The organism is Luteipulveratus flavus (assembly GCF_029439465.1).
In the GTDB taxonomy this organism is placed as follows: Bacteria; Actinomycetota; Actinomycetes; order Actinomycetales; family Dermatophilaceae; genus Luteipulveratus; species Luteipulveratus flavus.
Genome location: NZ_JAROAV010000043.1, coordinates 97,099 through 123,585, shown reverse-complemented (window position 1 = coordinate 123,585; position 26,487 = coordinate 97,099). Strand labels below are relative to the sequence as shown.

The 26,487-nt window shown below is 72.3% G+C and carries 25 protein-coding genes and 1 tRNA gene; 9 read left to right on the top strand and 17 right to left on the bottom strand.

The window, feature by feature from the left end; translation table 11 throughout:
- Nucleotides 1-39: 39 nt before the first annotated feature.
- Nucleotides 40-765: an MSMEG_4193 family putative phosphomutase gene (locus tag P4R38_RS16740; RefSeq protein WP_277193156.1), complete on the bottom strand. Its 726-nt coding sequence runs from the start codon at nt 763-765 to the stop codon at nt 40-42.
- A 79-nt stretch (nt 766-844) separates the two neighbouring features.
- Between P4R38_RS16740 and P4R38_RS16735 the strand changes: the two genes are divergently transcribed.
- A complete protein-coding gene (locus P4R38_RS16735; RefSeq protein ID WP_277193155.1) occupies nt 845-1,840 on the top strand; it encodes a magnesium and cobalt transport protein CorA in 996 nt (331 codons plus the stop codon).
- Here the strand turns inward: P4R38_RS16735 and P4R38_RS16730 are convergent.
- Complete coding sequence (locus tag P4R38_RS16730) at nt 1,837-2,898, bottom strand: LLM class F420-dependent oxidoreductase (RefSeq protein WP_277193154.1); 1,062 nt, start codon at nt 2,896-2,898, stop codon at nt 1,837-1,839. The genes P4R38_RS16735 and P4R38_RS16730 overlap by 4 nt on opposite strands.
- A 57-nt stretch (nt 2,899-2,955) precedes the next feature.
- Between P4R38_RS16730 and P4R38_RS16725 the strand changes: the two genes are divergently transcribed.
- Nucleotides 2,956-3,888, top strand: coding sequence for an aldo/keto reductase (locus tag P4R38_RS16725; RefSeq protein WP_277193153.1), 933 nt, complete (start codon nt 2,956-2,958; stop codon nt 3,886-3,888).
- Between the two features lie 27 nt (nt 3,889-3,915).
- On the opposite strand, the gene P4R38_RS16720 is transcribed toward P4R38_RS16725, so the two are convergent.
- Complete coding sequence (locus P4R38_RS16720) at nt 3,916-4,263, bottom strand: hypothetical protein (protein ID WP_275239065.1); 348 nt, start codon at nt 4,261-4,263, stop codon at nt 3,916-3,918.
- Nucleotides 4,264-4,302: 39 nt separating this feature from the next.
- Here P4R38_RS16720 and P4R38_RS16715 point away from each other — a divergent pair, with 39 nt between their 5' ends.
- Complete coding sequence (locus P4R38_RS16715) at nt 4,303-4,488, top strand: DUF5703 family protein (protein ID WP_277193152.1); 186 nt, start codon at nt 4,303-4,305, stop codon at nt 4,486-4,488.
- Between the two features lie 21 nt (nt 4,489-4,509).
- On the opposite strand, the gene P4R38_RS16710 is transcribed toward P4R38_RS16715, so the two are convergent.
- Both P4R38_RS16710 and P4R38_RS16705 read right to left on the bottom strand, forming a co-directional pair.
- Complete coding sequence (locus P4R38_RS16710) at nt 4,510-5,850, bottom strand: M20/M25/M40 family metallo-hydrolase (RefSeq protein WP_277193151.1); 1,341 nt, start codon at nt 5,848-5,850, stop codon at nt 4,510-4,512.
- Nucleotides 5,851-5,891: 41 nt separating this feature from the next.
- Nucleotides 5,892-7,424 carry an ATP-dependent DNA ligase gene (locus tag P4R38_RS16705; protein ID WP_277193150.1) on the bottom strand — a complete coding sequence of 511 codons (1,533 nt, stop codon included), beginning with the start codon at nt 7,422-7,424 and terminating at the stop codon, nt 5,892-5,894.
- Nucleotides 7,425-7,553: 129 nt separating this feature from the next.
- On the opposite strand from P4R38_RS16705, the gene P4R38_RS16700 reads away from it, so the two are divergent.
- Complete coding sequence (locus tag P4R38_RS16700) at nt 7,554-8,570, top strand: NADP-dependent oxidoreductase (protein WP_277193149.1); 1,017 nt, start codon at nt 7,554-7,556, stop codon at nt 8,568-8,570.
- 106 nt (nt 8,571-8,676) lie between these two features.
- Nucleotides 8,677-8,761 (top strand) — tRNA-Leu (locus tag P4R38_RS16695).
- A 213-nt stretch (nt 8,762-8,974) separates the two neighbouring features.
- Here P4R38_RS16695 and P4R38_RS16690 read toward each other — a convergent pair.
- Nucleotides 8,975-9,292, bottom strand: coding sequence for a hypothetical protein (locus tag P4R38_RS16690; RefSeq protein ID WP_277193148.1), 318 nt, complete (start codon nt 9,290-9,292; stop codon nt 8,975-8,977).
- Here P4R38_RS16690 and P4R38_RS16685 point away from each other — a divergent pair.
- A complete protein-coding gene (locus tag P4R38_RS16685) occupies nt 9,255-10,037 on the top strand; it encodes a L,D-transpeptidase family protein (protein WP_277193147.1) in 783 nt (260 codons plus the stop codon). The two genes, P4R38_RS16690 and P4R38_RS16685, sit on opposite strands and share 38 nt — an antisense overlap.
- A gap of 8 nt (nt 10,038-10,045) precedes the next feature.
- Here the strand turns inward: P4R38_RS16685 and P4R38_RS16680 are convergent, their stop codons facing one another.
- On the bottom strand, nt 10,046-10,711 hold the full coding sequence (locus P4R38_RS16680; RefSeq protein ID WP_277193146.1) for a M15 family metallopeptidase: 666 nt from the start codon (nt 10,709-10,711) through the stop codon (nt 10,046-10,048).
- Between the two features lie 143 nt (nt 10,712-10,854).
- Between P4R38_RS16680 and P4R38_RS16675 the strand changes: the two genes are divergently transcribed.
- Nucleotides 10,855-11,820 carry a quinone oxidoreductase family protein gene (locus P4R38_RS16675; protein WP_277193145.1) on the top strand — a complete coding sequence of 322 codons (966 nt, stop codon included), beginning with the start codon at nt 10,855-10,857 and terminating at the stop codon, nt 11,818-11,820.
- On the opposite strand, the gene P4R38_RS16670 is transcribed toward P4R38_RS16675, so the two are convergent.
- The 9 genes from P4R38_RS16670 to P4R38_RS16630 all read right to left on the bottom strand — a co-directional run bounded on the left by P4R38_RS16670 (nt 11,810) and on the right by P4R38_RS16630 (nt 22,760).
- Nucleotides 11,810-13,177: a DNA polymerase IV gene (locus P4R38_RS16670; RefSeq protein WP_409201280.1), complete on the bottom strand. Its 1,368-nt coding sequence runs from the start codon at nt 13,175-13,177 to the stop codon at nt 11,810-11,812. The two genes, P4R38_RS16675 and P4R38_RS16670, sit on opposite strands and share 11 nt — an antisense overlap.
- Nucleotides 13,178-13,224: 47 nt before the next feature.
- Nucleotides 13,225-14,271 carry a glucose 1-dehydrogenase gene (locus P4R38_RS16665; protein WP_277193143.1) on the bottom strand — a complete coding sequence of 349 codons (1,047 nt, stop codon included), beginning with the start codon at nt 14,269-14,271 and terminating at the stop codon, nt 13,225-13,227.
- Between the two features lie 62 nt (nt 14,272-14,333).
- Complete coding sequence (locus P4R38_RS16660; RefSeq protein WP_277193142.1) at nt 14,334-16,445, bottom strand: RecQ family ATP-dependent DNA helicase; 2,112 nt, start codon at nt 16,443-16,445, stop codon at nt 14,334-14,336.
- Nucleotides 16,446-16,545: 100 nt separating this feature from the next.
- Complete coding sequence (locus P4R38_RS16655; RefSeq protein ID WP_277193141.1) at nt 16,546-17,307, bottom strand: lysophospholipid acyltransferase family protein; 762 nt, start codon at nt 17,305-17,307, stop codon at nt 16,546-16,548.
- 48 nt (nt 17,308-17,355) lie between these two features.
- Entirely contained in the window at nt 17,356-18,525 is a 1,170-nt protein-coding gene (locus tag P4R38_RS16650; protein ID WP_277193140.1) for an alpha/beta hydrolase family protein, read from the bottom strand.
- Between the two features lie 19 nt (nt 18,526-18,544).
- On the bottom strand, nt 18,545-19,345 hold the full coding sequence (locus P4R38_RS16645; protein ID WP_277193139.1) for a carbohydrate ABC transporter permease: 801 nt from the start codon (nt 19,343-19,345) through the stop codon (nt 18,545-18,547).
- Complete coding sequence (locus tag P4R38_RS16640) at nt 19,342-20,277, bottom strand: carbohydrate ABC transporter permease (RefSeq protein WP_409201279.1); 936 nt, start codon at nt 20,275-20,277, stop codon at nt 19,342-19,344. The genes P4R38_RS16645 and P4R38_RS16640 overlap by 4 nt, the downstream gene beginning before the upstream one ends.
- Before the next feature lies 1 nt (nt 20,278).
- Nucleotides 20,279-21,637 (bottom strand): ABC transporter substrate-binding protein, encoded by a 1,359-nt coding sequence (locus P4R38_RS16635; RefSeq protein WP_277193138.1) that lies wholly within the window; start codon nt 21,635-21,637, stop codon nt 20,279-20,281.
- A gap of 22 nt (nt 21,638-21,659) precedes the next feature.
- The gene (locus P4R38_RS16630; protein ID WP_277193137.1) at nt 21,660-22,760 is read right to left on the bottom strand and encodes a carbohydrate kinase family protein; all 1,101 of its coding nucleotides are present in this window, start codon (nt 22,758-22,760) and stop codon (nt 21,660-21,662) included.
- A gap of 145 nt (nt 22,761-22,905) precedes the next feature.
- Here P4R38_RS16630 and P4R38_RS16625 point away from each other — a divergent pair, with 145 nt between their 5' ends.
- Nucleotides 22,906-24,243, top strand: a complete 1,338-nt coding sequence (locus P4R38_RS16625) for a 6-phospho-beta-glucosidase (RefSeq protein ID WP_277193136.1) — start codon at nt 22,906-22,908, stop codon at nt 24,241-24,243.
- Between the two features lie 4 nt (nt 24,244-24,247).
- Here P4R38_RS16625 and P4R38_RS16620 read toward each other — a convergent pair whose 3' ends face one another.
- The gene (locus P4R38_RS16620) at nt 24,248-25,333 is read right to left on the bottom strand and encodes an ATP-dependent DNA ligase (protein ID WP_277193135.1); all 1,086 of its coding nucleotides are present in this window, start codon (nt 25,331-25,333) and stop codon (nt 24,248-24,250) included.
- A gap of 88 nt (nt 25,334-25,421) precedes the next feature.
- Here P4R38_RS16620 and P4R38_RS16615 point away from each other — a divergent pair, with 88 nt between their 5' ends.
- Entirely contained in the window at nt 25,422-26,486 is a 1,065-nt protein-coding gene (locus P4R38_RS16615; protein ID WP_277193134.1) for an ATP-dependent DNA ligase, read from the top strand.
- The last annotated feature ends 1 nt before the right edge of the window (nt 26,487 follow it).

Here is a 26,487-nt window from a genome sequence, read left to right as displayed (position 1 = left end):
GTCGGCCGCGCTGGGACGGCACGGCACCGCCCGGTCGCGTCACGCGGGCGTGTCGACGCGCTCGTCGGCCCCGGTCTCGCCACCGGGAGTCGCGTCGCCGCTGGCCGCCTGCTCCTCGCGAGGCACCAGATCGGCCACGGAAGCGCTGTTGTCGTTGATCCGGACGACGAACGGGCGGCTGGTCGTGTAGCGGATTCCCGACAACGACGCCGGGCTGACCGAGATGCGCTGGAAGAGGTCCAGGTGCGTCCCGAGCGCATCGGCCAGCACCGCCTTGATGACGTCGCCGTGCGAGATGGCCAGCCACACCGCGCGCGTCCCGTGCTCCGCCTCGACCTCGGCGTCGATCCGCCGTACCGCCCGCACGGCCCGGGCCTGCATCTGAGCCATCGACTCGTGGGCGAAGTCCGGCGACTCCGGGAACGTCACGGCCGACGGCTGCTCCTGCACGACGCGCCACAAGGGGTCCTTGGCCAGCTCGCCGATGCTGCGACCGGTCCACGCGCCGTACCGGCACTCCCCCAGGTCGACGTCCGTCGTGGTGGGGACCGAGCGGTCGCCGACCACGGCCGCGGCCGTCTCCTGGCACCGCTGCAGCGGGCTGGTCACGACGCGGACGATCGGCAGGTCGCGCAGGCGCTCGCCGACGGCGGCCGCCTGGACACGGCCGGTGTCGTCGAGCCCGACGCCCTCGGTCCAGCCGGCCAGGACCCCGGAGGAGTTGGCGGCGGTTCGTCCATGACGCAGGAGCAGGACTGTGGCCACGCGGCCACTGTAGGCCCCGGCCGCGGCCACGAACCGGGGTGTCCGTGCACACGGCAGGGGCGCGTGGTGACATAGGGCCGTGATCGTGGACCAGGCCGTGTACCGGGACGGCAAGCGACTTCCCTGCGGCGACCTGAGCGACGAGCTCGACGAGTTGCGCGCCGACAGCACCGGGTTCCTCTGGATCGGCCTGAAGGACCCCACGGCCGAGGAGTTCGACCTGGTCAAGGACGAGCTCGGGTTGCACCCGCTGGCCGTCGAGGACGCCGTGACCGGCAACCAGCGCCCGAAGATCGAGCGGTACGAGGGCGGCAACGTCTTCGTGGCGATGAAGACCCTCAGCTACATCGAGGCGACCTCCGACGTGGAGACCGGTGAGGTGATGCTCTTCATCGGGGAGCGCTTCGCGCTGACCGTCCGCCGCGGCGAGCCGACGCCGCTCGCACCCGTCCGGGCCGCCCTGGAGCACGCACCCCAGCTGATGGAGCACGGGCCGGTGGCGGTGCTGTACTCGGTCATGGACGCTGTCGTCGACAACTACGTGCGCATCGACGACGAGCTCACCGACGACCTGGACCAGATCGAGCGCGACGTCTTCTCGGCCGACCGCGCGACCAACGTCCAGACGATCTACTCCCTCAAGCGCGAGGTCCTGGAGACGCGCCGCGCCGCGCAGCCGCTCGTCGAGCCGCTGACCAAGCTGCTGCGCGGCGAGTGGCTGCCCACCGAGGCGGTGCCGTTCTTTCGCGACATCAACGACCACCTGCTGCGCGTGGTCGACCACGTCGAGTCCTACGACCGGCTGCTCACCGATGTCCTGAACGCCCACCTCGCGCAGGTCTCGGTGCAGCAGAACAACGACATGCGCAAGATCTCGGCGTGGGTCGCGATCGCCGCGCTGCCCACCATGATCGCCGGCATCTACGGCATGAACTTCCACTACATGCCCGAGCTCGAGGCGTCCGTCCACGTCGGCAACCACGAGGTCTACTACGGCTACTTCGTGGTGCTGGCCGTCATCGTGCTCGCCTGCGTGACGCTGTACCGGGCGTTCAAGCGGTCGGGCTGGCTCTAGCCCAGACCCTCCTGCTCCACCAGCTCGGCCATCGTCCGGACCACCGTCGTGCGCTCGTCCGCCGAGTCCGCGTACGGCGCCACCCCGAGCGTCGTGACCCCGGCCTCGGCGTACCGGTGCAGGCGATCCGCGATCCGCTCGCGTGGACCGATCAGCGCGGTGTGGTCCAGGAAGTCCCGCGACAGGGCGGCCGCGGCCTCCCGGGGCTTGCGGCCCAGGTACAGCTGCTGGACCCGCGCCGCCTCCTCCTCGAACCCGGCCCGAACGGCGATGCGGTTGTAGAAGTTCTGCTTCGCCGAGCCCATCCCGCCGACGTACAGCGCGGCGTACGGACGGACGCGGTCGTACGCGGCGTCCAGGTCCTCACCCATGCTGACGGGGACGCTCGGGGCGATGTCGAACCCGGTCAGGTCGCTCCCCCGACCGGCGGACTCACGCCCGGCGCGGACCGCCTCGTGCAGGTCCGCCGACTGCTCCGGGATGTAGAACACCGGCAGCCAGCCGTCGGCGAGCTCGCCGGTGAGGCGCAGGTTCTTCGGCCCGACGGCCGCGAGGTACAACGGGATCCGGTCCCGGACGGGCCGCGTCGTCAGGTGCAGCGCCTTGCCGGGGCCGTCCGGCAACGGGAGGGTGAAGTGCTCCCCGTCGTACTCCAGCCGCTCCCGGCGCAGCGCTCGCTCGACGATCTCGACGTACTCCCGGGTCCGACCGAGCGGGTCGCCGAACCGCACACCGTGCCAGCCCTCGCTGACCTGCGGGCCGGAGACGCCCAGCCCCAGCCGGAACCGGCCGTTCGTCAGCGTGTCGAGGGTGCTCGCGGTCATCGCCGTCATCGCCGGCGTGCGGGCAGGGATCTGCATGATCCCGCTGCCGAGATCGATGCCGGAGGTCTGCGCGCCGAGCCACGCGAGGATCGTCGGTGCGTCCGAGCCGTACGCCTCGGCGACCCAGGCGACGGAGTACCCGACGCGCTCGGCGTCCTGCACCAGTGCCATCTGGGCGTCCGTGTGTGAGTCCTTCGCCGATCCCCAGTAGCCCACCGTCAGTCCGAGTCGCATGACCTGACGCTATCCCGTGCGTTTCCAGGGGCGCTCGGAGTCGATAGGTTGCCGCCCATGCGTCTGTCGCCCCTCGGCCGCTCCGGCCTGCGCGTCTCGGCCCTGACCCTCGGCACCCTCGGATGGGGTGGCGACATCGATCCGGAGGGTGCGCGCGAGCAGCTGGAGACGTACGTCGCGGCCGGGGGCGCGACGGTGGACACCGCGCACGGGTACGGCCTGGGCGAGACCGAGGAGATCGTCGGCAGCCTGCTCGACGACGTCGTCCCGCGCGAGGAGCTGACGATCATCACCAAGGCGGGCATCTCGCGCACCTCGGGGTCGCGCGTCGTCGACACCTCCCGTGGCGCGCTGATGCACCAGCTGGACCTGTCCCTGCGCCGCATGGGCACGGAGTACGTCGACCTGTGGCTGGTGCACACCTGGAGCGACGAGCCCGCGCTCGAGGAGACGCTGTCCGCGCTGGAGTGGGCGGTCACCACCGGCCGGGCGCGCTACGTCGGGGTCTCCAACTACCAGGGCTGGCAGATGACCCGCGCACTCTCACTACTGGAGCAGTGCCGAGTTCCGTTGGTGGCCAACGAGATCGAGTACAGCCTGCTGCGCCGTGAGGCCGAGCAGGAGACCGTCCCGGCCGCCGTCGCGCTCGGGGTCGGGCTGCTCGCGTGGTCGCCGCTGGCCCGGGGAGCGCTCACCGGGAAGTACCGGCGCAGCGTGCCGGCGGACTCCCGCGCCGCCCAGCGGCCCGCGCTGCTGGAGCCGTACCTGGACGGTCACGCCCGCGCCGTCATCGAGGCGGTCTGCACCGCGGCGGAAGGGCTCGGTGTCAGCCCCGCGGAGGTCTCGCTCGCGTGGCTGACCTCACGCCCGGCCGTGAGCGCGGCCGTGATCGGGGCTCGCACCCTGCCTCAGCTGCGCTCAGCGCTGGGGGCCGCGGACCTCGGTGTCCCCGACCAGGTCACGTCCGCGCTGGACGAGGTCTCGTCCTGACCGGCCGGGACTGCTGAGCCGAACCGCTCAGCGGGTCGTGGCCGGCTCGTCGTCGGTGTCGTAGTCCTCGTCGTCCAGACCGCCGTACGCCCCGTCGTCGTCATCGTCCTCGTCGAGGTCGTAGTCGTCCTCGTCGTCGCTGCTCTCGTCCTCGTCGTCCTCGAACTCGTCGTCGCCGGCGTAGATCTCCAGCGGCGTCACCTCGCCGTAGGTGTCCATCAGGGAGTCGTCGTAGGTCTCGAACGCGTCCGCGACGTCCCGGTACGCGGCGACCACGGTCGGGTCGTTCTCCCCGCGTCGCGCAGCAGCGGCCTCCAGGTGGCGCTCGAGGGCAGTCACCAGGGCGGACAGTGCGGCACGCGGGTCATCGGTCATGACGCCGACGGTAGCGAATGTGTCGCAGAATGGGCAGCGATGATCCAGTACGAGTACCGCGTCCTGACCTTCCCGCGTGCCGCCACGCGGGCGGAGGTCCGTCAGGAGCTGACCGACCACGCCGAGTACGGCCACTGGGAGCTCGCCCGGACCCGCCTGTACATCGGTGGCAAGCGGCGGGTGTGGCTCCGCCGGAAGATCATCCGGGTCCAGCGGACCGCCTGATCCGGCCCGCTCGCGCGCGGATCAGCAGTCGGTCAGGAAGCGGTTCAGCACGCGCGCGCCGAACCTCAGCGAGTCCAGCGGGACCCGCTCGTCGACGCCGTGGAACATCGGCGCGAAGTCCAGGTCCGCCGGCAGCCGCAGCGGCGCGAAACCGTACCCCGTGACACCGAGCCGTTTGAGCGCCTTGTTGTCGGTACCGCCGGACAGGCAGTACGGCAGCACCGCCGCGCCGGGGTCCTCGGCCAGCAGGGCGCCCTTCATCTTGTCCACCAGGGCACCCTCGAACGGCGCGTCCAGGGCGATGTCCCGGTGCACCACGGAGACCTCGACGTGCTCGCCGGCGAGCTCGCGGATGGTGCTCATCAGCTCCTCCTCGTGGCCAGGGAGGAAGCGGCAGTCCAGGGACGCGCTCGCGGTCTGCGGGATGACGTTGTGCTTGTACCCGCTGTCGAGCATCGTGAAGTTGGAGGTGTCGCGCAGCGTGCCCTCGACGAAGCCCCTCGCCCCGCCCAGGTTCTGCAGCAGCGCGGTGACGTCGTCGTCGGCGTACGACACCCCGGTCAGGTCCGAGAGGCCGTCGAGCAGCTGACGTACCGACCCGATGAACTCCCGGGGCCACTGGTGGGCGTCGATCCGGGCGATCGCCCCGGCCAGGCGGACCACGGCGTTCTCGTCGTTGGGCACCGACCCGTGACCGGCCCGCCCGCGAGCGGTGAGGCGCAGCCAGGCGATGCCCTTCTCGGCGGTCTGCAGCAGGTACGCACGCTGCTGCTCGCCGCTCTTGTCCGGGAAGGTGACGCTGTACCCGCCGACCTCGCTGATCGCCTCGGTGACGCCCTCGAACAGGTCGGCGTGGTGGTCGACCAGCCAGTGGCTGCCCTTGGCGCCGCCGGCCTCCTCGTCGGCGATGAAGGCGACCACCAGGTCGCGCGGCGGCTTGGTGCCGGTCCGGGCGAGGTCCTTGACGACCGACAGGATCATGGCGTCCATGTCCTTCATGTCGATCGCGCCGCGACCCCAGACGCAGTCGTCCCTGATCTCCCCGCCGAACGGGTCGACCTGCCAGTCCTCGGCCCGAGCGGGCACCACGTCGAGGTGACCGTGCACGGCGAGGGCGCCGCGGCCGGAGTCCTGCCCCTCGATCCGGACGACGACGCTGGCCCGGCCGGGCTCGCTCTCCAGCAGCTGCGGCTCCAGGCCGACCTCGGTGAGCTCGGTCATGACGTACTCGGCGGCCTTGCGCTCCCCGGGGCCGTCCTCGTCGCCGTAGTTGCTGGTGTCGATCCGGATGAGCTCCTGGCAGATCCGGACGACCTCCTCCTCGGGCGTCGTCGGGGTGTCCGTCTGCAGTGCGTCGGCCATGCGACCACCTTGCCACGGCGGCTCGGCGCACGATCGTCCGCTCACCACCCCGCGATCCGGCGGACCTCGTCGACGGTGTCGGCCTCCTCCGCGGTCTTGTCGTCGCGGTAGCGCAGGACGCGCGCGAACCGCAGCGCCATGCCCGCCGGGTAGCGGGTGGAGCGCTGGACGCCGTCGAACGCGATCTCCACGACCTGCTCCGGCCGTACCGTCACCACCCAGTCGCCCCGGTCGACCGCGATCTCTTGGAAGCGCTCGGTCTGCCAGGCGAGGATCTCGTCGGTCATGCCCTTGAACGTCTTGCCGAGCATCACGAAGCCGCCGGTCTCCGGGTCGCGCGCGCCGAGGTGGATGTTCGACAGCAGGCCGGTCCGCCGTCCGCTCCCCCACTCGACGGCGAGCACGACGAGGTCGAGCGTGTGGCGCGGCTTGACCTTCACCCAGCCGGCACCGCGGCGACCGGCGGCGTACGGCGCCGACAGGCTCTTGACCACGACGCCCTCGTGGCCGCGGCCGACCCACTCGGCGAAGAACCGCTGCGCCTCCTGCGCGTCGGCCGTCTCCAGCCGCGGCACGAGGTTGGGCTCCGGCACGACCTCCCGCAGCGCGGCGACCCGCTGCGAGCCGGGGGCGTCGATCAGGTCGGCACCGTCGCGGTGCAGCACGTCGAACACCCACAGCGTCACCGGCGTCGTCCGGCGCAGCTCGGCGGGGTCCTTGCTGCTGGCGGTGCGGGCCCCGGTCACCTGGAAGGGATGCGGCGAGCCGTCCTCCTTCAGGGCGATGACCTCGCCGTCCAGCACGAGACGGTCGGCCGGGAGCGTGCGCACGACCTCGACGACCTCGGGCAGCCGCTCGGTGACCTCCTCCAGGCTTCGGGTGAAGAGACGGATCTCCTCGCCGGACTTGTGCACCTGCACGCGGATGCCGTCGAGCTTGCACTCCAGGGCCACCGGCCCACCGGAGCCGACGGTGGCCATGGCCTCCTCGACGGTGGGCTCGGAGCCCGCGAGCATCGGGCGCAGCGGCCGACCGACCTCCAGCCCGACCGCCTCGAGAGCCTCGGCGCCGCCGGTCAGAGCGGCCTGCGCCACCGGGGCGCTGAACCCGGCGAGCATGACCGCCCGCCGCACCAGGGTCGGCGGTACGTCGGCGGCCTGCGCGATCGCGGCCTGCATGACACCGTCCTGCGCGCCCTGACGGAGCTCACCGCTGAGGAGGCCACGCAGAAAGGCCTGCTCGTCGGCCGTCGCGGCGCCGAACAGCTCGCGTACGAGGCCGGCCCGCGTGGCCGTCGAGCCCGAGCCGGAGGTGTCGGCCAGCCGCTGCAGCAGGTCGTCGACCGCACCGACCGACAGCGTCGGCTCGGCCGCAGGGTCGGGCAGGGACCCCAGGGTGCGCCAGCCGACGCCCACCCGCCGCTGCGGGAGCACGCCGGCGAGGTACGCCGTCACCAGCGCCACCTCCTGCGGCGCCGCGTCGCGCAGGATCCCGGCGACGATCTCGGTCTTGGCGGTGCGTGAACGGGTGGCGGAGACGCGGGCGGAGGCCGCGACGACATCGGACAGCAGCACCCGCTCAGTGTGTCGTGTGCCACCGACACGTGCCGCGGACGTGGCCGAGCCCACCCCGCCCGGTCGGAATCCGGGCGTCCGGCGAACGGTTGCCGCCCAGGACCGACCACATCGACCCGAGGAGAACTCATGGCGCAGACCACCCGCATCGTCCTGGCGTCCCGGCCGCACGGCGAGCCGACCCAGGAGAACTTCCGTACCGAGACCGTCGACCTGCCCGAGCCCGCCGCCGGCGAGGCCCTCCTCGAGACGCTCTACCTGTCGCTGGACCCCTACATGCGCGGCCGGATGAGCGACGCTCCGTCGTACGCCGCGCCGGTCGAGATCGACGCGACGATGGTGGGGGCCACCGTGTCCCGGGTAGTGCAGTCGACCGACGACGCGCTGAGCCCCGGCGACGTCGTACTCGGCTACGGCGGATGGCAGACGCACTCGGTGGAGAAGGTGAAGCACCTGCGCCGGCTCGACCCGCAGGGCGCTCCCCTCACGACGGCCCTCGGCGTGCTCGGCATGCCCGGCTTCACCGCGTACTCCGGCCTGCTCACCATCGGGCAGCCGAAGCCGGGCGAGACCGTCGTGGTCGCCGCCGCGACCGGTCCCGTCGGGTCCGCGGTCGGCCAGATCGCCCGCATCAAGGGCGCTCGCGCCGTCGGCATCGCCGGCGGACCCGAGAAGGTCGCCCACCTGAAGGAGCTCGGGTTCGACGCGGCCATCGACCACCGCGCGCCGGACTTCGCCGAGCAGCTGGCCGCCGCGACCCCGGACGGCATCGACGTCTACTTCGAGAACGTCGGCGGGCAGGTCTGGGACGCGGTGCTGCGCCGCCTGAACACCTACGCGCGGGTCCCCGTGTGCGGCCTCGTCGCCGGCTACAACGCGACGTCGCTGCCCGAGGGACCGGACCGCTCCGGAGTCCTGATGGCCACGATCCTGCGCAAGAGCCTGACCGTGCGCGGGTTCATCCAGACCGAGTTCGCCCCGACCCAGACCGAGGACTTCGTGCGCGACATGTCCGGGTGGCTGGCCGACGGACAGGTGCAGTACCGCGAGGACGTCGTCGAGGGGCTGGACCACACCGTCGAGGCGTTCCAGGGACTGCTCCAGGGGCGCAACTTCGGCAAGCTGGTCGTGAAGGTCGCCGACTGACGCGTCGGCCCTCTCGGCACCCTGCGCCGATTCCAGGATTGGCCCCTGTGCGTGCTAGTGTCTGCGGTCGCAGAGGGGTCCTCCGGACCGCCTCTCGCACCACCTCGTCCGGGTGGCGGAATTGGCAGACGCGCTAGCTTGAGGTGCTAGTCCTCGTATAGAGGGTGGGGGTTCAAGTCCCCCCTCGGACACACTGGTACGGCAGGGTCGACCTGCTCGTACGACCCAGACCCCCGGTCCTGTCAGGACCGGGGGTCTTGTGCTGTCCCGACGCGCCGAGAAAGCCCGAACCCCCACCACGGTCACCGTCTCGGGGTACATTCGCCGTCTGTTCACGGCGGAACGCCACGAGACGGCGCGACGTCGAGCGATGGACCGCAGGCCGGGAGGAATGCCATGCGTCATCAACCGTCACGGCACCACGCCCGCCTGCTCGCTGCCCTCGTCGTGCCCCTGACCGTCGGCACGATGGCCGGATGCGGGAACCAGTCCGCCGACACCGCCGCGTCGAGCACGCGGCCCCCGGCGACGAGCACGTCCCACGGCCCGCTGACGCCCGGGCCGGCCACCCCGACGCCGAGTCCGTCCGCTCCCGAGGCGGTGCGGTCGCCCGCGTCCTCCGCCCCGCCGAGCAGCACTCCGGTCGCGCCACCGAGCCTGCCGGAGGCGGTCCCGATGCGCCCGATGACCTCGTCGAGCACCTCCGACGAGTCGTCCGGCACGCCGTCGGAGTCCCCGTCCACCGGTCCGAGCACACCGACGCCGCCCGCACCGACCACCACGACGGCGCCGCCCTCCCCCGGCTCGCGGGCCGAGCAGCCGGCACCCGCTCCCGAACCCGGTCGCGACGCCGTCCTACGAGTGGGCGACAGCGGGCCCGACGTCCTCGCCGTCCAGCAGCGGCTGCGCGACCTCGGCTACTGGGCGCTCGCGCCGGACGGCACGTACGGCAGCTCGACGAAGCAGGCGGTCTACGCACTGCAGAAGGCATCCGGCATCGGCCGGAACGGACGCGTCGACACCGCCACCCGCGCAGCGCTCGACCAGGGCGTCGTTCCCCGCTCGCGCACCGGTGCCGGCGAGGCCGTCGAGATCGACCTGGACCGCCAGCTGCTGCTCGCCGTCGAAGGAGGCAGGGTCCGGGCGGTCATCAACGCCTCGTCCGGCAACGGCGAGACGTTCACCGTCACGGACAAGAAGACCGGGACGGAGACCGAGTACCGCGCACGCACGCCGCGCGGCTCGTTCCGGGTCTACCTGGAGGACGACAAGAACCACGAGTCGACGCTCGAGCTCGGCTCGATGTGGCGGCCGAAGTACTTCCACGGCGGGATCGCGGTCCACGGGTCCGGCTCGATCCCGCCCTTCCCCGCCTCGCACGGCTGCGTCCGGGTCAGCAATTCCGCCATGAACTGGCTGTGGGACACCTGGGGCCTGCCGATCGGCACCCCCGTGACGGTGTACTGACGCCGACCTCAGTCGGCCGTCGCCGCGGCCGCCGAGGCGGCCATGGGCGGGCAGGTGCCGTTGCGGCCGATGTGCTCGAAGTGCCACCACTCGTTGCGGTAGGCACGGCACAGGCCCCACTCGGCGCCGTGGACCTCCAGCCAGTGCGCACCAGAGCGCGGCCCGATGTCGACCGCCTTGCGCTGCACGTGGGAGGAGTCCTCTGGCGGCAGCACCCACTTGCGCGCCTCGGCCCGCGAGCCGTACCGCTTCACCGCGTCCCGCCACAGCCGCTCCTGCACGGAGGCGGGACGGTACCCGGAGGTGACGTGCAGCCGGACGCTGGACGGCGCCGCCTGGCGGGCCTCGACGAGCGCGTTGCGCAGGTCGGCCTCCAGCCCCTTGGTGCCCGCCCGGTCCGCCTTGCTCGCCCGTGTCGTGCTCGAGGACGACGACCGGGTCGAGGTGGACGACGTCGGACCCGTGGTGTCGTCGGTGCTGGTGTCCGAACCGGTGGCGCTCCACAGTGGTGGCGCCTCGGAGGTCGGTGGCGGCTCCGGCGTGCTCGTGGCGGGTGGCAGGGTCGTACCCCAGCCGGCCGGCCCGCCCCGCGAGCCGGACGAGTTGCAGCCGCCCAGCAGGACCGTCAGACCCAGTGCCGCAGCACCCCATTGCGTGCGTCGTCGACTGCGCACGGCCACCTCCCCGAATTCACGTGCGTCGGAAGCAGAGTAGGCCCAGCGCACCGCAGCCGGATGCGGTTCATGCCAGACCCACCGCCGCGAGGGCGGCTTTGCGAGACTGCCGTGGACCGCAGACCCACCGGGAACGAGGACTCATGCTCGCTGTGTACGCCGACCACCCGTCTCTCGAGGCACCCCTGGACGCCCTCCGGGTCGGTGACCGACCAGAGCCCGAGGTCCGCGAGGGCCACGTGGCCGTCACCGTACGGGCGGCCAGCCTCAACATGCACGACCTGTGGACGCTGCGCGGTGTGGGCATCAAGCCCGAGCAGTTCCCGATGACCCTCGGCATGGACGCCGCGGGCACCCTTGACGACGGCACCGAGGTCATCGTCTACCCCGTCCTCACCTCGCCGGGCTGGGTCGGCGACGAGACGCTCGACCCGCGGCGCAGCCTCTTCACCGAGGGGTACCAGGGCACCTTCGCCGAGCGCGTCGTCGTGCCGGAGCGCAACGTCCTGCCGAAGCCGGCGTCGCTGAGCCTCGCCGAGGCCGCCTGCCTCGGGACCGCCTGGCTGACCGCGTACCGGATGATCTTCTCCAGGTCCGGGCTGCGCGCCGGGCAGACCATGCTCGTCCAGGGCGCGTCCGGTGGGGTCGCGACGGCGCTCACCGTCCTCGGCCGGGCGGCTGGGCTGCGCGTCTGGGTCGCGGGCAGCACCGACGAGAAACGCGCCGTCGCGACCGGGCTCGGCGCCCACGACGTGTTCGAGAGCGGCGCCCGCCTGCCGGAGAAGGTGGACGGCGTCTTCGACTCCGTGGGCCGGGCGACGTGGTCCCACTCCGTGAAGTCCTTGAAGCCCGGCGGCGTGCTGGTGACCTGCGGCGCGACCAGCGGCGAGCCGGAGTCCGCCGAGCTGACCAGGATCTTCTTCCAGCAGATGCGGGTGATCGGCTCGACCATGGGCACCCGTGACGAGCTGCAGGACCTGCTGCGGCTCTGCGAGGTCGCCGACCTGCACCCGCGCGTCGGTCAGGAGGTCGCGATGGAGGACGCGCACACGGCGTTCCGCGCGATGCTGGACGGGCGGACCGCCGGCAAGATCGTCCTCACCCGCTGACGTCCGGGCGCTCGCGCCAGTCGGGCGGGTCCGCCGGGTGCAGGGCGGGGTCGTCCGAGGCGAACGTCCGTACGGCGCCGGGCCCGGTCCGGGGACCCTCGAAGCGCACGCTGACGCGCCCGCGTCCGGCGCCCCAGACCCATCCGGCGCCCAGCTCGTCGTGGCGGACGTCGTGGCCGGTCCGCCACGACGGCGCGCTGGGACGGCTCTCCGGGGCAGGCTCGCGTGACGCGCTCGGTTCCGGGGTGGCCGGGACGTCCGGCTCGTCGACCTCGTCGAAGGCCAGCTGGTCCTGAGCGTGGCTGGTGAACCCCGAGACGCCGACGCCCAGCAGGCGCAGGCCGTCGCTGACGTCGACCTCCGCCAGCAGCCGGCGCGCGGTGTCCAGGACGACCGCCTGCTCCCCCGTCGCGTGGGTCAACGTCGCCGAACGGGTGTGGGTCGTGAAGTCGTGGTGACGCACCTTGATGGTCACCGTCCGCGCGAACGAGGCGCTCTGCCCGAGCCGACCGCCGACGCGCGTCACCATCGCCGCGAGCTCGGAGTCCAGGCGCGCACGGTCGGGGACGTCGACGTCGAAGGTCTCCTCGGCCGAGATGCTCTTGGTCTCCCGCTCCACCTCGACCTCGCGGTCGTCCTGCGCGCGGGCGAGCCGGTGCAGGCCGTGCCCGTGGGACTCACCGAAGATGCTCACCAGGTCCGGCAGCGTCATGCGCTGCAGGTCAGCGACCGTGATGACCCCGAACGACTTCAGCCGCTCGGCCGTCGCCGGACCCACTCCGCCCAGCACCCGCACCGACAGCGGCTCGATGACCTGCAGCTCGCGGCCGGGCTCGACCACCACCAGGCCGTGCGGCTTCTCCAGGTCCGAGCCGATCTTGGCCAGCATCTTCGAGCTCGCGACCCCGGCGGACGCCGTGAGTCCCCCTGTCGCGGAGGCGATCCGGTCGATCAGGTCGGCGACCAGCGCGCGGACCCCGGCGACGCTCAGGTCGTGGGTACCGGGAGCCGCGAGGTCGACGTACGCCTCGTCGACCGAGACCTGCTCCACGACGGGCGACAGGTCGTGCAGCAGATCCATCACCACCCGCGAGGAGGCGCGGTACGCCTGGAACCGGGGGTGGAGGAACGCGGTGCCGGGCGGGCAGCGACGCCGCGCCTCCGAGGTCGGCATCGCCGAGCGTGCGCCGAACGCCCTGGCCTCGTACGACGCCGTCGAGACGACACCGCGCGTCCCGATGCCGCCGACGATGACGGGCCGGCCGCGCAGGGAGGGCTTGTCCCGCTGCTCGACGGCGGCGAAGAAGGCATCCAGGTCCAGGTGGAGGATGCTGGCCCGGGCACGCACACCCACCATTGTGTCCCGGCGTGCCGACAGCCCCCGCCGGGACCCGGCTCCGCCGGTCAGGTGAAGGTCAGCACGACTTTGACGTCGCCGTCCTGCCGCTCGAAGGCGTCGGCGAACTTCTCCAGCGGCACCCGCCGGGTGATCAGCCGCTCCAGCCAGTCGTTGTCGGCCTCCGCGAGAACCTTCGCGCCGGCCTCGTAGTGGCGCATGTTGGCGTTGACCGACCCGACCACCGCTCCGTTGTCGAGCACCAGGTCGCGGTTCACCGCACCCAGGTCGAAGGACACCTTCTCCGGGTTGGAGATACCGGTCAGGACGACGATGCCGTAGGGGACGTTGTCGGCCAGGACCGCCTGGATGACGGGTACGGCGCCCGTCGCCTCGATGATCACGTCGGGCTTGACCTTCTTCATCACCGCGTCGGCCGCTGTCGTGTGGTACGTCCCGCCGAGCTCGCGGACCAGCTTCGGCTTGAGCCCGGTCTTCGTCTGGTCGAGGACGTGCACGTCAAGCCCGCGCTGGGCGCCGATGAGCGCGCCGAGCAGACCGATCGGGCCGGCGCCGGTGACCAGCACGGACTTCGGCTCGAACCAGCCGCGGTCGCCGATCCGGTCGACCTGCTCCCAGGCCTTGGCGACGACCGTGGTCGGCTCCAGCAGCACGCCGACCTCGCGCAGGCCGGGGTCCAGCTTGGTGGCGTGCTGGGCATGCACCCGCCACTGCTCGCTGCCGAAGCCGTGGATCTCCTTGATGCCGTGCTCGGTGTACTTCCCGTTGCGGCACATGTCCCACTCCCCGTGGGCGCACGCGCCGCAGGGCTCCGGGTCGGGCATCCGGACGACGCCGACGATCAGGTCGCCCGCGGCGAAGTCGCTGCCCTTCGGTGCCTCGACCACGGTGCCCAGGGACTCGTGGCCCAGGATCAGACGGTCCGACCCCTCTGGCGCGTCGCCGTAGAGGCCCTCGACGATCTCGTGGTCGGTGCCGCAGACCCCGAGAGCGAGCGCCTGGACCAGGACGTCGCCGTCCTGCTCGGCCGGATCGGGCATGTCAGCGACGTCGAGGGAGTTCTTCTTCTGCGGAGTCACGGTGAGTGCGCGCATACCCCGAAAGTAGACCTGCCGAGGCACGGCGCGTCCAGTGCGACACCCGACGGATCCGCCGCTCACACCCGGCGATGGATCAGCAGCGGCAGGACGCGCCCTGCTCCCGCCTCCCGGAGCGCGGCCGCCGCCACCGTGACGACCCAGCCGGATGCGGAGGCGTCCACGACCAGCAGGACGCACCGGCCGGCCACCGCATCCGCGACCGGTGTGGGGTCCAGGACGCCACGCCACGCGGCCGCCTCGTCCGCTGAGGTCAGGTCGGTGTCGACGTCGCCGGCGGGCGACCAGTCCGCGCGCTCGAGCCGGCCGACCTGTGCGAGGTGGTCGGCGAGCCCACGGACCAGGTGGGTGAGACCCGCCGCCGGCAACGACACGGCGACCTCGGGGCGCTGGGCCCAGTCGTCCTTCCACCCCGCGAGCGCGCGGACGGCCGCGTCGCGCAGCTCCTGCGGTGGCTTTGCGTCGTGGGTGAGCACGCCCTGGACCACCTCGCGCCACTCCGGTGCGTCCGCGTGCACGATGACCCGTCCGGGCTCGGCCGCGAGGTGCGCAGGGATGCGCCCGCGAGCTCCGAAGGCGCCGCCCGGCCACATCTTGCGTGTCTCCAGGACGTGGGTCTCACCGCGCAGCACGCCTCGTACGGCGGCGATCGCGTCGTCGGACGCGGTGGGCCGCAACGGCTCGGGCAGGTGGCCGAGGCACACCGAGCAGCGCCCGCAGGGAGCGGCGTCGGGGTCGTCGAGCGACTCCTGCAGCAGCTGCATCAGGCAGGACGCGCCGTCGACGTAGCGGCGCATGATGTCGGCCTCGCGCCGCCGCACCGCCAGCACCCCGTCGTAGTGCGCCTGGTCGCACTCCCACGGCTGCCCGCTCGCGACCCAGCCGTCCTGCGTCCGCTCGACGGCACCGTCGACGGCCAGCTGCTTGAGCATCAGCTCGACCCTTGTCCGGCGCAGTCCGGTCTCGGCCTCAAGGGCGGGCACGGAGACGGGCTCGTCGTGCTCCCCCAGCGTCGCGAGCAGCTTCTCGACGTGGTCGCGTCGCGGGATGGTCGCTGTCGCGAAGTACTCCCACACACCGTCGTCGCCGGCCGAGGGCAGCAGCACCACGGACGCGTGGTCGATGGCGCGGCCGGCTCGACCCACCTGCTGGTAGTAGGACACCGGCGACGGAGGGGCGCCGACGTGGATGACGAACCCGAGATCCGGCTTGTCGTAACCCATTCCGAGCGCGGACGTCGCGATGAGGGCCTTCACCTGGTTGGCGCGCAGCGCGTCCTCCCACCGCTCCCGCTCCCCCGCGTCGAGCTTGCCGGTGTACGCGGCGACCCGCAGCGCCGGGTCGTCCCCGTGCCGTGCTCGGACCGCCTCGGTGAGTCGCTCGGCGTCGGCCACGGTCAGGGTGTAGACGATGCCGGAGCCGGGCAGCTCGGGCAGGTGCTCCACGACCCAGGCGTAGCGGGACAACGGGTCCATCCGCGGCAGCACGGCGAGCTGCAGGCTGGACCGGGCGAGCGGTCCGCGCAGCACGGTCGTCGACGTGCCGAGCTGGCGGGCGAGGTCGTCGGTGACGCGGGCGTTGGCGGTCGCCGTCGTCGCCAGCACCGGTGTCTGCGGGTTGAGCCGCTGCAGCACGTCCGCCACGCGGCGGTAGTCGGGCCGGAAGTCGTGGCCCCAGTCCGACACGGCGTGGGCCTCGTCGACGACCAGCAGCCCGAGCCGGCCGGCGAGCGACTCCAGCACCCGCCGTCCGAACCCCGGGTTGGCCAGGCGCTCGGGCGAGACGAGCAGCACGTCGACCTCGTCGTTCGCGAGTGAGGCCTCGATGGCCGACCACTCGCCGATGTTGGAGCTGTTCAGAGTCGCGGCGCGCAGGCCGGCGCGCCCCGCCGCCGCGACCTGGTCCCGCATCAGCGACAGCAGCGGCGACACCACCAGCGTCGGACCACCACCCCTGGCCCGGGACCAGGCGGTGGCCACCCAGTAGACCGCCGACTTGCCCCAGCCGGTCGCCTGCACGACGAGCACGCGCGAGCCGGGCTCCGCGAGCGCCCGGACCGCGGTCTCCTGGTCGGGGCGCAGGTGCGCGCCCGGACCCGCGAGCGCGCCGAGCACCCGGTCGGCGACCGCGAGGAGGTCGGCGGACTCGGTCGTGACAGTGGGATCGGTCATGGGCTCGACGGTAGTGAGTGGTCCGGACAGCGAGCCGGCGGCCGCATCGCCGCTGTGGACGACGCAGCCGCCGGGCGCCGGGGTGTGGACAGCCGGCTGGTCAGGCGGACCGCTCGGCCCGGCGAGCCGCTCGCGCGGCGGCTTCCTCCTGGTCCAGCCGGGCCGCGTCCTCGACGGTGGGGGCGGCGCCGCCGATCCGCGCGGGCGCGTACTTCGCGTTCTCGCCGGTCAGCGGCTCGTACTCGTCCTGCGCCCGATGCAGCATCTCCTCCATCACGGCGCGCAGCCGGGCAGTCGCCTCGACCGGGTCGGTGCCGGGTGCGACCTCGACGGGCTCGCCGACGGTCAGCGTGATCGGGGTCCGGCTGCGGCCGAGCTGCTTGGGGTGGTCCTTGGTCCACACCCGGTGGTTGCCCCAGGCGATGGTCGGCAGGATCGGCACGCCGGCCTCCATCGCCATGCGGACGGCGCCGGTCTTGAACTCGCGCAGCTCGTAGGAGCGGGAGATCGTGGTCTCGGGGAAGACCCCGACGATCTCACCGGATCGCAGGGCCGTGACCGCCTCGTCGAACGCCGCCGCACCCGCCTCCCGGTCGACCGGGATGTGCTTCATCCCGCGCATCAGGGGACCCATCACCGCGTGGTCGAAGATCTCCTTCTTGGCCATCCACCGGACCAGCCGCCTGGAGTCGAGCGCGGGCAGGCCGGCGTAGGCGTAGTCGAAGTACGACAGGTGGTTCATGGCCATGACGGCGCCGCCGGTGCGCGGTACGTGGTGTGCGCCGGAGATGGTGAACCGCAGCCCCTGCGCGGCGAACAGCGTCCGGGCGAACCCGATGACTGGCGTGTAGACCGGTTCCATGGACCGCAGGCTAGGCGACCGCACCCCCGGCCCGCCGCCTCGTCCAGATCAGCTGCTGCAGAAGTCGCGGACCGCGCTCTCCCACCGAACCGGGTCGACGTTCCACTCCCGGCAGTGACCCGCGAGCTTCCAGTGCTCGAACGTCACGAGGTCCGGGCGGGCGTCCGCGAGCGCTGCCGAGGGGCCGTACGGGACGAAGTCGTCGTCCTCGGAGTGGATCACCAGCATGGGGTGGGTCAGCTCGTCGGCGCGGGCGACCCAGTTGGTCTCGGCGACGTCGACGGGCTGCGCGACGCCGATCAGCCGGCGGCCCGCCCGTCCGGAGAGCAGGTCGCGGCCGAGCGTGGCGATCGCGTCGGGCACCCGGTTGACCCGGGCCTGGTGCTCGATGACGTCGCCCCAGTCGATGACTGGGGAGTCCAGGACGACGCGGCTGACCCGTTCGGAGGTCCAGGAGCGGTCGAGGGTCTGCAGGACGATCGCGGCGCCCATCGACCAGCCGATCAGGACGACCTCGGTCGCGCCGCGCTCGAGGGCGTGCACGATGGCTGCCTCGACGTCCTGCCACTCCGACAGGCCCAGGTTGTACCGACCGTCGGCGCTCGGTGGTGCGTCCAGGTCGTTGCGGTAGCCGACGACCAGCGAGGTGAGCCCGAGCTCGCGCAGCACCGGCAGGGCGCGCAGGCACTCCTCGCGCAGCGCGCCGCGGCCGTGCACGAGGACGGCCCAGCGCTCGGCGTGCTGACCGTGGCCGGGGACCAGCCACGCGGGGAGTGCACCGACCTCGCTGCGCACGACGATCTCCTGGCACGGCAGCCCGAGGGACTCGCCGGGAGGACCGGCGTAGAAGTACTGGCTCCAGCGCGCCGGACCGGGGCGCAACGTCCCGCTGTCGGGGCCCAGCAGCTCGCGGGTCACCGTACGGGCCCGGTCGTCCTGGGTGATGACCTCGCCGATGCGGGCGTGCCCGGCCCCGCGGTCGAGCCACAGGCCGTACCGGCCGGGCGCGGTGGACGGCTCGTCCGCGGTGAAGGTCACCGTCGCTCCGGTCACCGAGAGGACCTGCGCGTCGTCGGGCTGGTCGCGCTCGGGCGTCACGATCCGGCGCATGAAGTAGGCGGCGGTGCCCAGTCCGGCGAGCCCGGCCGCCAGCGCGGCACCGCCCGTGACGGCCGCACACACCCCGAGAGCCTTGGTCAGCCGCGATGTCCTGAGCACCGGACCATCTTCTCAGGAACTACTCCCGAACGGCGCCTTCGAGCATGCCCGCGATGAAGTGTCGCTGCAGGAACAGGTAGACGAGGACGACGGGGAGCGCGACGAGCACCGCACCGGCAGCCAGCAGGGTGAACCCCTGGGTGTACTGCCCCTGGAAGAAGGCCAGGCCGAGCGGTGCCGTCCGCAGCGAGTCGTCGGTGACCATGACCAGCGGGATGAGGAACTCGTTCCACGTCCACATGAAGGTCAGCACCACCAGCGTCGTGATCGCCGGGCGCGCGGGCGGCACCAGGACCCGCCACAGGATCGTCCAGCTCGACGCGCCGTCCAGCCGGGCCGCCTCGACCATCGAGCGGCTCGAGGTGCGGAAGTACGCGCGCAGCCAGAACGTCCCGAAGGCCACCGTCTGGGCGATCTGCGGCAGCACCACCGCCCAGAGGGTGTCGGTGAGACCGACGCTGCGCAGGTCGAAGTAGAGCGGGACGACGATCGCCTCCGCCGGCATCATGATGCCGAGCAGGAACAGGTAGAACAGCGCCGTCGAGCCGCGGAACCGCAACGCCCCGAGGGCGTACCCGGACGCGATCGAGAGCAGGGTCGCGACGACGACCACGATCGCGGAGACCAGCAGGCTGGTGCGCAGGTAGGTCGCGAAGTGCCCCGCGTCCCAGGCCCGGTGGAAGTTCGCCAGGCCCCCGGGTGCGTCGCCGTCCTTGCCCAGGGCGGACCCGACGATGGTCAGCACCGGCCACACCGCGACGACGGCGAAGGCCAGCAGGATCAGGTAGTTGGCGGTCTGCTCGCCGCGGCCGACCCTCACGGCTCGCTCCGGTCGCCGACGCGGGTGATCAGGAACGAGATCAGGAAGATGACCGCCGTGAGGACGACGCCGATCGCGCACGCGAGCCCGACCCGGCCGAGCTCGAACGCCTGGTGGTAGACCTCGTACGACGGCACGCTCGTCTGGTTGCCCGGGCCGCCCTTGGTCGCGACGTACACCAGGTCGAAGGTCTTCAGCGCGGCGATGACCGTCAGGGTCAGCGCGACCGCGATCTCGCCCCGGATCGCCGGGAGCGTGATGGCGAGCAGCTCGCGCACCGGGCCGGCGCCGTCCAGCCGGGCCGCCTCGTACAGCTGGGTGTCGATCCGGCCCATGCCGGCCAGCAGCAGCACCGTGACCAGACCGGTCTCGAACCACGTCCCGATCAGCCCGACCGCCGGCAGCGCCAGCGTGTAGTCGCCGAGCCAGGCCCGGGCGAGCCCGTCCAGCCCGATCGCGCCGAGCACGTCGTTCAGGGTGCCGTCCGGGGCGTAGATCCGCCGCCAGGACACCGCGACGACGACCATCGCGACGACCTGCGGGAGGAACACCACGGTGCGGAAGAACCCCAGACCCCGCACCCGCGCCCGATTGAGGATCGCGGCCAGCGCCGTGCCGATCACCAGGGGCAGCACGGCGAAGAACAGCATCAGCACGAAGGCGTGCCCGAACGCCTGCCGCAGCCCCTCGTCGCGCAGCACCTCGCGGTAGTTGTCCAGACCGGCCCAGGTCCCGACGCCCAGGCCGTCCCAGTCGTAGAAGGAGAACTGCACCGAGCGCACCAGCGGGTAGAGCAGGAACGCGCCGTAGACGAGCAGGGCCGGAGCGACGTACAGCCAGCCGATGGCACGCGGCTCCCCCGGGGGTCCGGACCGCCGGGCCCGGCCCGTCCGCGTCGTCGGCGCGACCTGCGCCCGTGTCGTCGTGGCCACCTCAGCCCTGGCCGGTGAACGCCGCGTAGTCCTTCTGCAGCCGCTGCAGCGTCTGGTCCGGAGTGGCCTTCTTGGCGAGCAGGTCCTGCAGCGCGGCGCCGATGGTGTCGCTCATCGTCGGTGTGGCCCAGTCCAGGTACGGCAGCAGCGCGTTGTTGCGCGTGGTCGTGTCGAACGCCTGGAAAACCTGCTGCCCCAACGGGTTCGGTGCCTTCTGCGCAGCCGTGTCGACGACCGGGAGGTTCTCAGTGCGGGCGATGACCTTCATCGCCTCCGGGGTGGTGATGAAGTTGATGAACGCCGCCGCGGCGTCGGGGTTCTTGGCCTTGTTGGTGATCGCGAACGGCTGGCCGGACGCGCCGGTGGTGTACGTCGTGCCGCCCGTGCTCGCCGGCGGCGGCACCATGAACTCGACGTCGGACCCCATCGCCTTGGAGATGTCGGCCTGCAGCCAGGTGCCGGCGATCAGGTACACGCCCTGGCCCTTGGTGAAGGACTGCCAGGCGGGGTCGTACCCCTGCCCGTTGAACCCCTTGTTGAAGTAACCCTTGTCGACCCAGTCGACCAGCGTGCTCGCCGCCTTGGTGTTCTCCGGCGTCGTCCAGGAGGCGCCGGGGTTGCCGAACCCGAGGGCGCGCACCTGGTCGGCCTTGACGTACTGGCCCTGGACGACCCCGAACACGTGGACCGCGGGCCACTTGTCCAGGTTGCCGAGGACCAGCGGCGTCTGACCCTTGCCCTTCGCCGCGGCGAGCGAGCTCTCGAAGGACGCCCAGTCCTTCGGCGGCTGCAGACCCAGGCTGGCCAGCTTGGCCTTGTTGACGTAGAGGCCGACCACCTCGCCGACCTGCGGGAGGCCGTACAGGTTGCCCTTGCCGAAGGTCTTGCCGTCCGGGGAGTAGGAGACGACCGAGCGCACCGACGCGGGGTAGCGCTGGTCCCAGCCGTACGCCTTCATCCACGGGTCGAGCGGGATGAGCTGCTTGGCCTTGACGAACTGACCCATCTGGGAGCGGGTGTTGTTGGCCTGCACGATGTCCGGCGCGTCCTTGCCGGACAGCCCCAGCCGCAGCGTCTTGGTCAGGTCGTCGAAGGAGCGGGAGACGCGCTTGATCTTGATGTTCGGGTACTTCTTCTCGAACGCCGCGATCTGCTGGGTGAACTGGGCGTTCCCGCCGCCGCGCACCTCCTGGTCCCACACCGTCAGCGTGACGTTCCCGAGGGCGCTCGCGTCGGTCTTCACGCTGCGCGCCGTGGCAGAGCCGGAGGACCCGCCGTCGTCGTCGCCCGAGCCGGGTGCGCACGCGCTGAGCGCGAGAGCGGCGGTCGCGGTGAGGGCCAGCAGGCCGTGGTGCTTCATGAGCGGACTCCTTCGGTCGGGCTCAGACATCGGAGCGACGGGCGATCGTGGCGGCCGCGCGGCGGACCGCGGACGGCGGGATGGCAGGGACGAGGTCGTCCAGGAACTCGAACCGGCGCCGCACCGCACGCTGCAGCGCGGTCCCCTCCTCGGCCGCGCACTGCGCGTGCCACCAGTCCGCGATGTCCCCCCAGCCCGGCGCCGCCAGCGAGCCCCCGAACTCCTGCACCGCCAGCGAGGAGCACAGAGCCGCGAAGTTCAGCCGGTGGCGCAGCTCCCAGCGCGCGAGCGTGCCGAGCGTCAGGGCCGCGCAGAACACGTCGCCGGCGCCGGTCGGGTCGATGCTCGCGACCCGCAGCGCCGGGACGGTCGCCTCCTCACCGGTGGAGCTGTCGATCGCGAGCGCGCCCTGGGAGCCGTTGGTGACGACCGCCAGCGGCACCAGGTCGGCGAGCGCGTACAGCGCGTCGTACGGGGTGTCGGTCCGGGTGTACGCCATCGCCTCGACGGCGTTCGGGGTGAAGGCGTGGCAGCGGTCCAGCTGCCCGAGCGTGGCGGGGTCCCAGACGCCGCTGCCGTCGAAGCCGACCTCCGCGAACAGCAGGGCGCCCTGGTCGCGGGCGGTCCGGATCCAGGCGACGTCCTCCTCGCGCGGGTTCGGGGTGAGGTCGAACAGCACGGCCCGGCTGCGCGGTGGAGTGCCCATCATCGTCGTGGCGGGCTCGGGTGCCTCGTGGCCGTGCGTGACCATGCGGCGGTCGTCGTCCACCGCGATCGACACGGTGACCGGGGTGTGCCAGTGCTCGAACCGCTGGGAGGTGCTCAGGTCGATGTGCTCCTGCTCGGCGAGGGTGCGCCAGCAGAAGTCGCCGTAGTCGTCGTCACCGAACGCGGCGGACAGCGACGTGCGCAGCCCGAGCCGGGCCGTGGCGACGGCGAGGTTCGCCGCGCCGCCCGGGCAGGACCCCATGCCCTCGGCCCACAGCTCCTCGCCGCTGCCCGGCATCCGCGAGAGCCCGCTGAAGATGATGTCCAGGAACACCATGCCCTGGAGGAGGACGTCCACCTGCGGGTCGCCCGGCGCGCGCAGGTCGGCCAGCGGGTCGAACGGTGGCGCGGGCACGAGCGGCTCCTCGGACGGGTGGAGCCATCATCGACCGCACCGCCGACGGGCACAAGGAGACCTGCGGAGAACGGCACGCCTGTACGCCGGTTGGTAGCGTCCGCGAGGTGAGGCAGACGCATCCCCGACGCCGGACGGTGACCGGATGAGGCTGGCGATCCTCGGCGGCGGCGGCTTCCGGGTGCCGTTGGTGTACTCCGCGCTGCTGCGCGACACCCACGAGCGGCGCGTCGACGAGGTGGTCCTGCACGACGTCGCACCGGACCGGCTGCAAACGGTCGAGCACATCCTGCGGCAGCAGGCGCACGGTCGCCCGGACGCGCCGTCCGTCTCGGCGACGACCGACCTGGACGCCGCCCTCGACGGTGCCGACTTCGTGTTCTCGGCGATCCGGGTCGGCGGGCTGGAGGGTCGGACCCAGGACGAACGGGTCGCGCTCGACCTCGGCGTGCTGGGGCAGGAGACGACCGGCCCGGGTGGGATCGCGTACGGGCTCCGCACGATCCCGGTCGCGCTGGACGTGGCCGAGCGCGTCCGCCGGCTCGCGCCGACCGCGTGGGTCATCAACTTCACCAACCCCGCCGGGATGATCACCCAGGCCATGCAGTCCGTGCTCGGCGACCGGGTGATGGGCATCTGCGACTCCCCCATCGGGCTCGGTCGGCGGGCGGCGACCGCCCTCGGGATCGACGCCGACCGCGTCCGGCTCGGCTACTCCGGGCTGAACCACCTGGGCTGGCTGCAGCGCCTCGTCCACGACGGGCGCGACGTCCTGCCGGACCTGCTGGCCCGGCCGGAGCTGCTGGAGTCCTTCGAGGAGGGACGGCTGTTCGGGGCGCAGTGGCTGCAGACGATCGGGGCGCTGCCGAACGAGTACCTCTACTACTTCTACTTCACCCGGGAGGCGGTCGCGGGCATCCGCGGCAGCGCGGAGACCCGGGGCGAGTACCTCCTGCGCTCGCAGGCCGAGTTCTACCGGGCCGTCGGCGCGGCACCGGAGCAGGCGTACGCCCTCTGGCAGCAGACCCGACGAGCGCGCGACGAGACGTACATGGCCGAGGCCCGCGAGGAGGGCGAGGAGCGCGACGACACCGACGTCGCCGGCGGCGGGTACGAGGGTGTCGCGCTGGCTCTGATGGCGGCGATCGCGCGCAACGAGCGCGCCGGGATGCTGCTCAACGTCCGCAACCGCGGCGCCCTGCCGGGCGTGCCCGAGGACGCCGTCGTCGAGGTGCCGTGCACGGTCGACGCGAGCGGTCCGTCCCCGCTGGCCGCGGAGCCGCTCACCGGTCACGCGCTCGGGCTGGTCCAGCAGGTCAAGGCGGTCGAGGAGCTCACCATCCGTGCGGCGCTCGAGCGGTCACCCCGTCTCGCGCTGGAGGCGTTCGCGCTGCACCCGTTGGTCGACTCCGTCGGGACGGCGCGCGCGCTGCTGGCCGGCTACCGCGAGCGCATCCCGAGCCTGGCCGCCGTCCTGGGCTGACTCCTCACCGGGCGCTGCCGAGGCCGGGGACGATGTCGCCGAGCGCGTACGCCACCGGCTGCTCCAGCTGCTCGTAGGTGCACGACTCGGGCGTACGGTCCTCGCGCCACCGGACGAAGTGCGCGAGGTGGCGGAAGCGGTGGCCCTCCATGTGCTCGTACCTCACCTCGAGGACGCGCTCGGGGCGCAGCGGGACGAACGACAGGTCCTTGCCGGTGTTCCACCGCGACACGGCACCGGTGGGGCGATGGCCCTCGCGGGCCTGCGCCTCCACCCAGTCCGACCACGGGTGCCGGTCGCCCTCGCGCGGCCGCAACGGCTCCAGCTCCTCGACCAGCTCGGCGCGACGTCGAGCGGTGAACGAGCCGACGACGCCGACGTGCTGCAGCCGGTCGCCGTCGTGCAGGCCCAGCAGCAGCGAGCCGACGAGCGGCGCCTCCGGCGTGGACGCCTTGTGCCAGCGGAACCCGGTGAGCACGCAGTCCGCAGTGCGAGTGTGCTTGATCTTGAACATCACTCGCCGGTCCTGCTCGTACATCCCGTCGAGCGGCTTGGCGATCACCCCGTCGAGGCCGGCGCCCTCGAACGTCGTGAACCACTGCTGCGCCTTGTCGCGGTCCCGCGTCGCCGGGCACAGGTGCACCGACGTGCCGGCTCCGGCCAGCGCCTCGACGAGGGCCGCTCGGCGCTCGACGAACGGTCGACCCGTGAGGTCCTGGTCGCCCAGCGCGAGCAGGTCGAAGGCGACGAACGACGCCGGCGTACGCCCCGCCAGCAGCTCGACCCTGGACCGGGCCGGGTGCAGCCGCAGCTGCAACGCCTCGAAGTCCAGGACGCCGCCCGCTGCCACGACGACCTCGCCGTCCACGACACACCGCTGCGGCAGCTCGGCCCGGACCGCGTCGACGATCTCAGGGAAGTAGCGCGTCATCGGCTTGCCGTTGCGGCTGCCCAGCTCGACCTCGTCGCCGTCCCGGAAGACGATCGTGCGAAAGCCGTCCCACTTCGGCTCGTACGACGCCTCGGGCGGGATCGTCGGGACGGCCTTGGCCAGCATGGGAGCGACCGGAGGCGTGACGGGCAGCTGCATCACCCCATTGTCCCGTCGCGGGCGGCTCGGTGGGCCGCACGAGGAACAGGCGCCTGCGGCCGTCACCGGGACTGGCCATGATGGGCGCATGGACCTGCCCCTGGAGCTGCCGATCACGCCGATGCTGGCCAAGGCGGTGAAGAGCGTGCCGGCCGCGGACTCGGTCCCCGGCGGGCTGTCGTACGAGCCGAAGTGGGACGGCTTCCGAGTCCTGGTCCTGCGGGACGGGGACGAGGTCGAGCTCGCGTCTCGCGGGTCCCGCCCCCTCACCCGGTACTTCCCGGAGATCGTCGAGGCGGTCCGGTCGCACCTGCCGAGCCGGTGCGCGCTCGACGGTGAGATCGTCGTGCGCTCCGGCCCGGCGGGCTCGCAACGACTGAGCTGGGAGACGCTCAGCCAGCGCATCCACCCGGCGGCCTCACGGGTCGAGAAGCTCTCGGCGGAGACACCCGCCGAGGTCATCTTCTTCGACGCGCTCGCCCTCGACGGCGACGGGCTGCTCGCCGAGCCGTTCAGCACCCGGCGCGCGCGGCTGGTCGCCTGCCTCGACGGACTCGCCGACGACGCGCCGTTCCACCTCACCCGCGTGACCCAGGACGCCGACCTGGCGACCGACTGGTTCACCCGCTTCGAGGGCGCCGGCCTGGACGGTGTCGTCGCCAAGCCGCTCGACGGCACGTACGAGCCCGGTAAGCGGACCATGCTGAAGATCAAGCACTCCCGAACCGCCGAGGCCGTGCTCGTCGGCTACCGCATCCACAAGAGCGGCGAGGGGGTCGGCTCGCTCCTGCTCGGGATGTACGACTCCGACGGCACGCTGCGCAACGTGGGCGGCATCTCCGCGTTCACCATGGCCCGCCGGCGCGAGCTGGTCGAGGAGCTGGCCGACCTGGTCGTGCGGGGCGACGACGGAGAGGCCGTCACCGGCGAGACCGACCGGTCGCGGTTCAGCTCCAGCAAGGACGTGTCCTTCGTGCGGCTGCGACCGGAGCGGGTGGTGGAGGTGAAGTTCGACCAGCTGGAGGGCGCCCGCTTCCGGCACGCCGTCGGCTTCCTGCGGTGGCGACCGGACCGCGACCCCGAGTCGTGCCTGCTCGAGCAGGTCGAGCGGGCACCGGCGTACGACCTGGACGACGTCCTCGGGGCGCGCTGAG

Excerpts from the sequence above, each read along its gene's own strand:
- P4R38_RS16660 (WP_277193142.1), bottom strand. The coding sequence starts at position 16,445 with ATGACCGATCCCACTGTCACGACCGAGTCCGCCGACCTCCTCGCGGTC.
- P4R38_RS16620 (WP_277193135.1), bottom strand. The coding sequence starts at position 25,333 with ATGCAGCTGCCCGTCACGCCTCCGGTCGCTCCCATGCTGGCCAAGGCC.
- P4R38_RS16670 (WP_409201280.1), bottom strand. The coding sequence starts at position 13,177 with ATGGTGGGTGTGCGTGCCCGGGCCAGCATCCTCCACCTGGACCTGGAT.
- P4R38_RS16730 (WP_277193154.1), bottom strand. The coding sequence starts at position 2,898 with ATGCGACTCGGACTGACGGTGGGCTACTGGGGATCGGCGAAGGACTCA.
- P4R38_RS16700 (WP_277193149.1), top strand. The coding sequence starts at position 7,554 with ATGGCGCAGACCACCCGCATCGTCCTGGCGTCCCGGCCGCACGGCGAG.
- P4R38_RS16725 (WP_277193153.1), top strand. The coding sequence starts at position 2,956 with ATGCGTCTGTCGCCCCTCGGCCGCTCCGGCCTGCGCGTCTCGGCCCTG.
- P4R38_RS16665 (WP_277193143.1), bottom strand. The coding sequence starts at position 14,271 with ATGCGCGCACTCACCGTGACTCCGCAGAAGAAGAACTCCCTCGACGTC.
- P4R38_RS16715 (WP_277193152.1), top strand. The coding sequence starts at position 4,303 with ATGATCCAGTACGAGTACCGCGTCCTGACCTTCCCGCGTGCCGCCACG.
- P4R38_RS16720 (WP_275239065.1), bottom strand. The coding sequence starts at position 4,263 with ATGACCGATGACCCGCGTGCCGCACTGTCCGCCCTGGTGACTGCCCTC.
- P4R38_RS16710 (WP_277193151.1), bottom strand. The coding sequence starts at position 5,850 with ATGGCCGACGCACTGCAGACGGACACCCCGACGACGCCCGAGGAGGAG.
- P4R38_RS16615 (WP_277193134.1), top strand. The coding sequence starts at position 25,422 with ATGGACCTGCCCCTGGAGCTGCCGATCACGCCGATGCTGGCCAAGGCG.
- P4R38_RS16655 (WP_277193141.1), bottom strand. The coding sequence starts at position 17,307 with ATGGAACCGGTCTACACGCCAGTCATCGGGTTCGCCCGGACGCTGTTC.
- P4R38_RS16685 (WP_277193147.1), top strand. The coding sequence starts at position 9,255 with ATGACCTCGTCGAGCACCTCCGACGAGTCGTCCGGCACGCCGTCGGAG.
- P4R38_RS16625 (WP_277193136.1), top strand. The coding sequence starts at position 22,906 with ATGAGGCTGGCGATCCTCGGCGGCGGCGGCTTCCGGGTGCCGTTGGTG.
- P4R38_RS16635 (WP_277193138.1), bottom strand. The coding sequence starts at position 21,637 with ATGAAGCACCACGGCCTGCTGGCCCTCACCGCGACCGCCGCTCTCGCG.
- P4R38_RS16675 (WP_277193145.1), top strand. The coding sequence starts at position 10,855 with ATGCTCGCTGTGTACGCCGACCACCCGTCTCTCGAGGCACCCCTGGAC.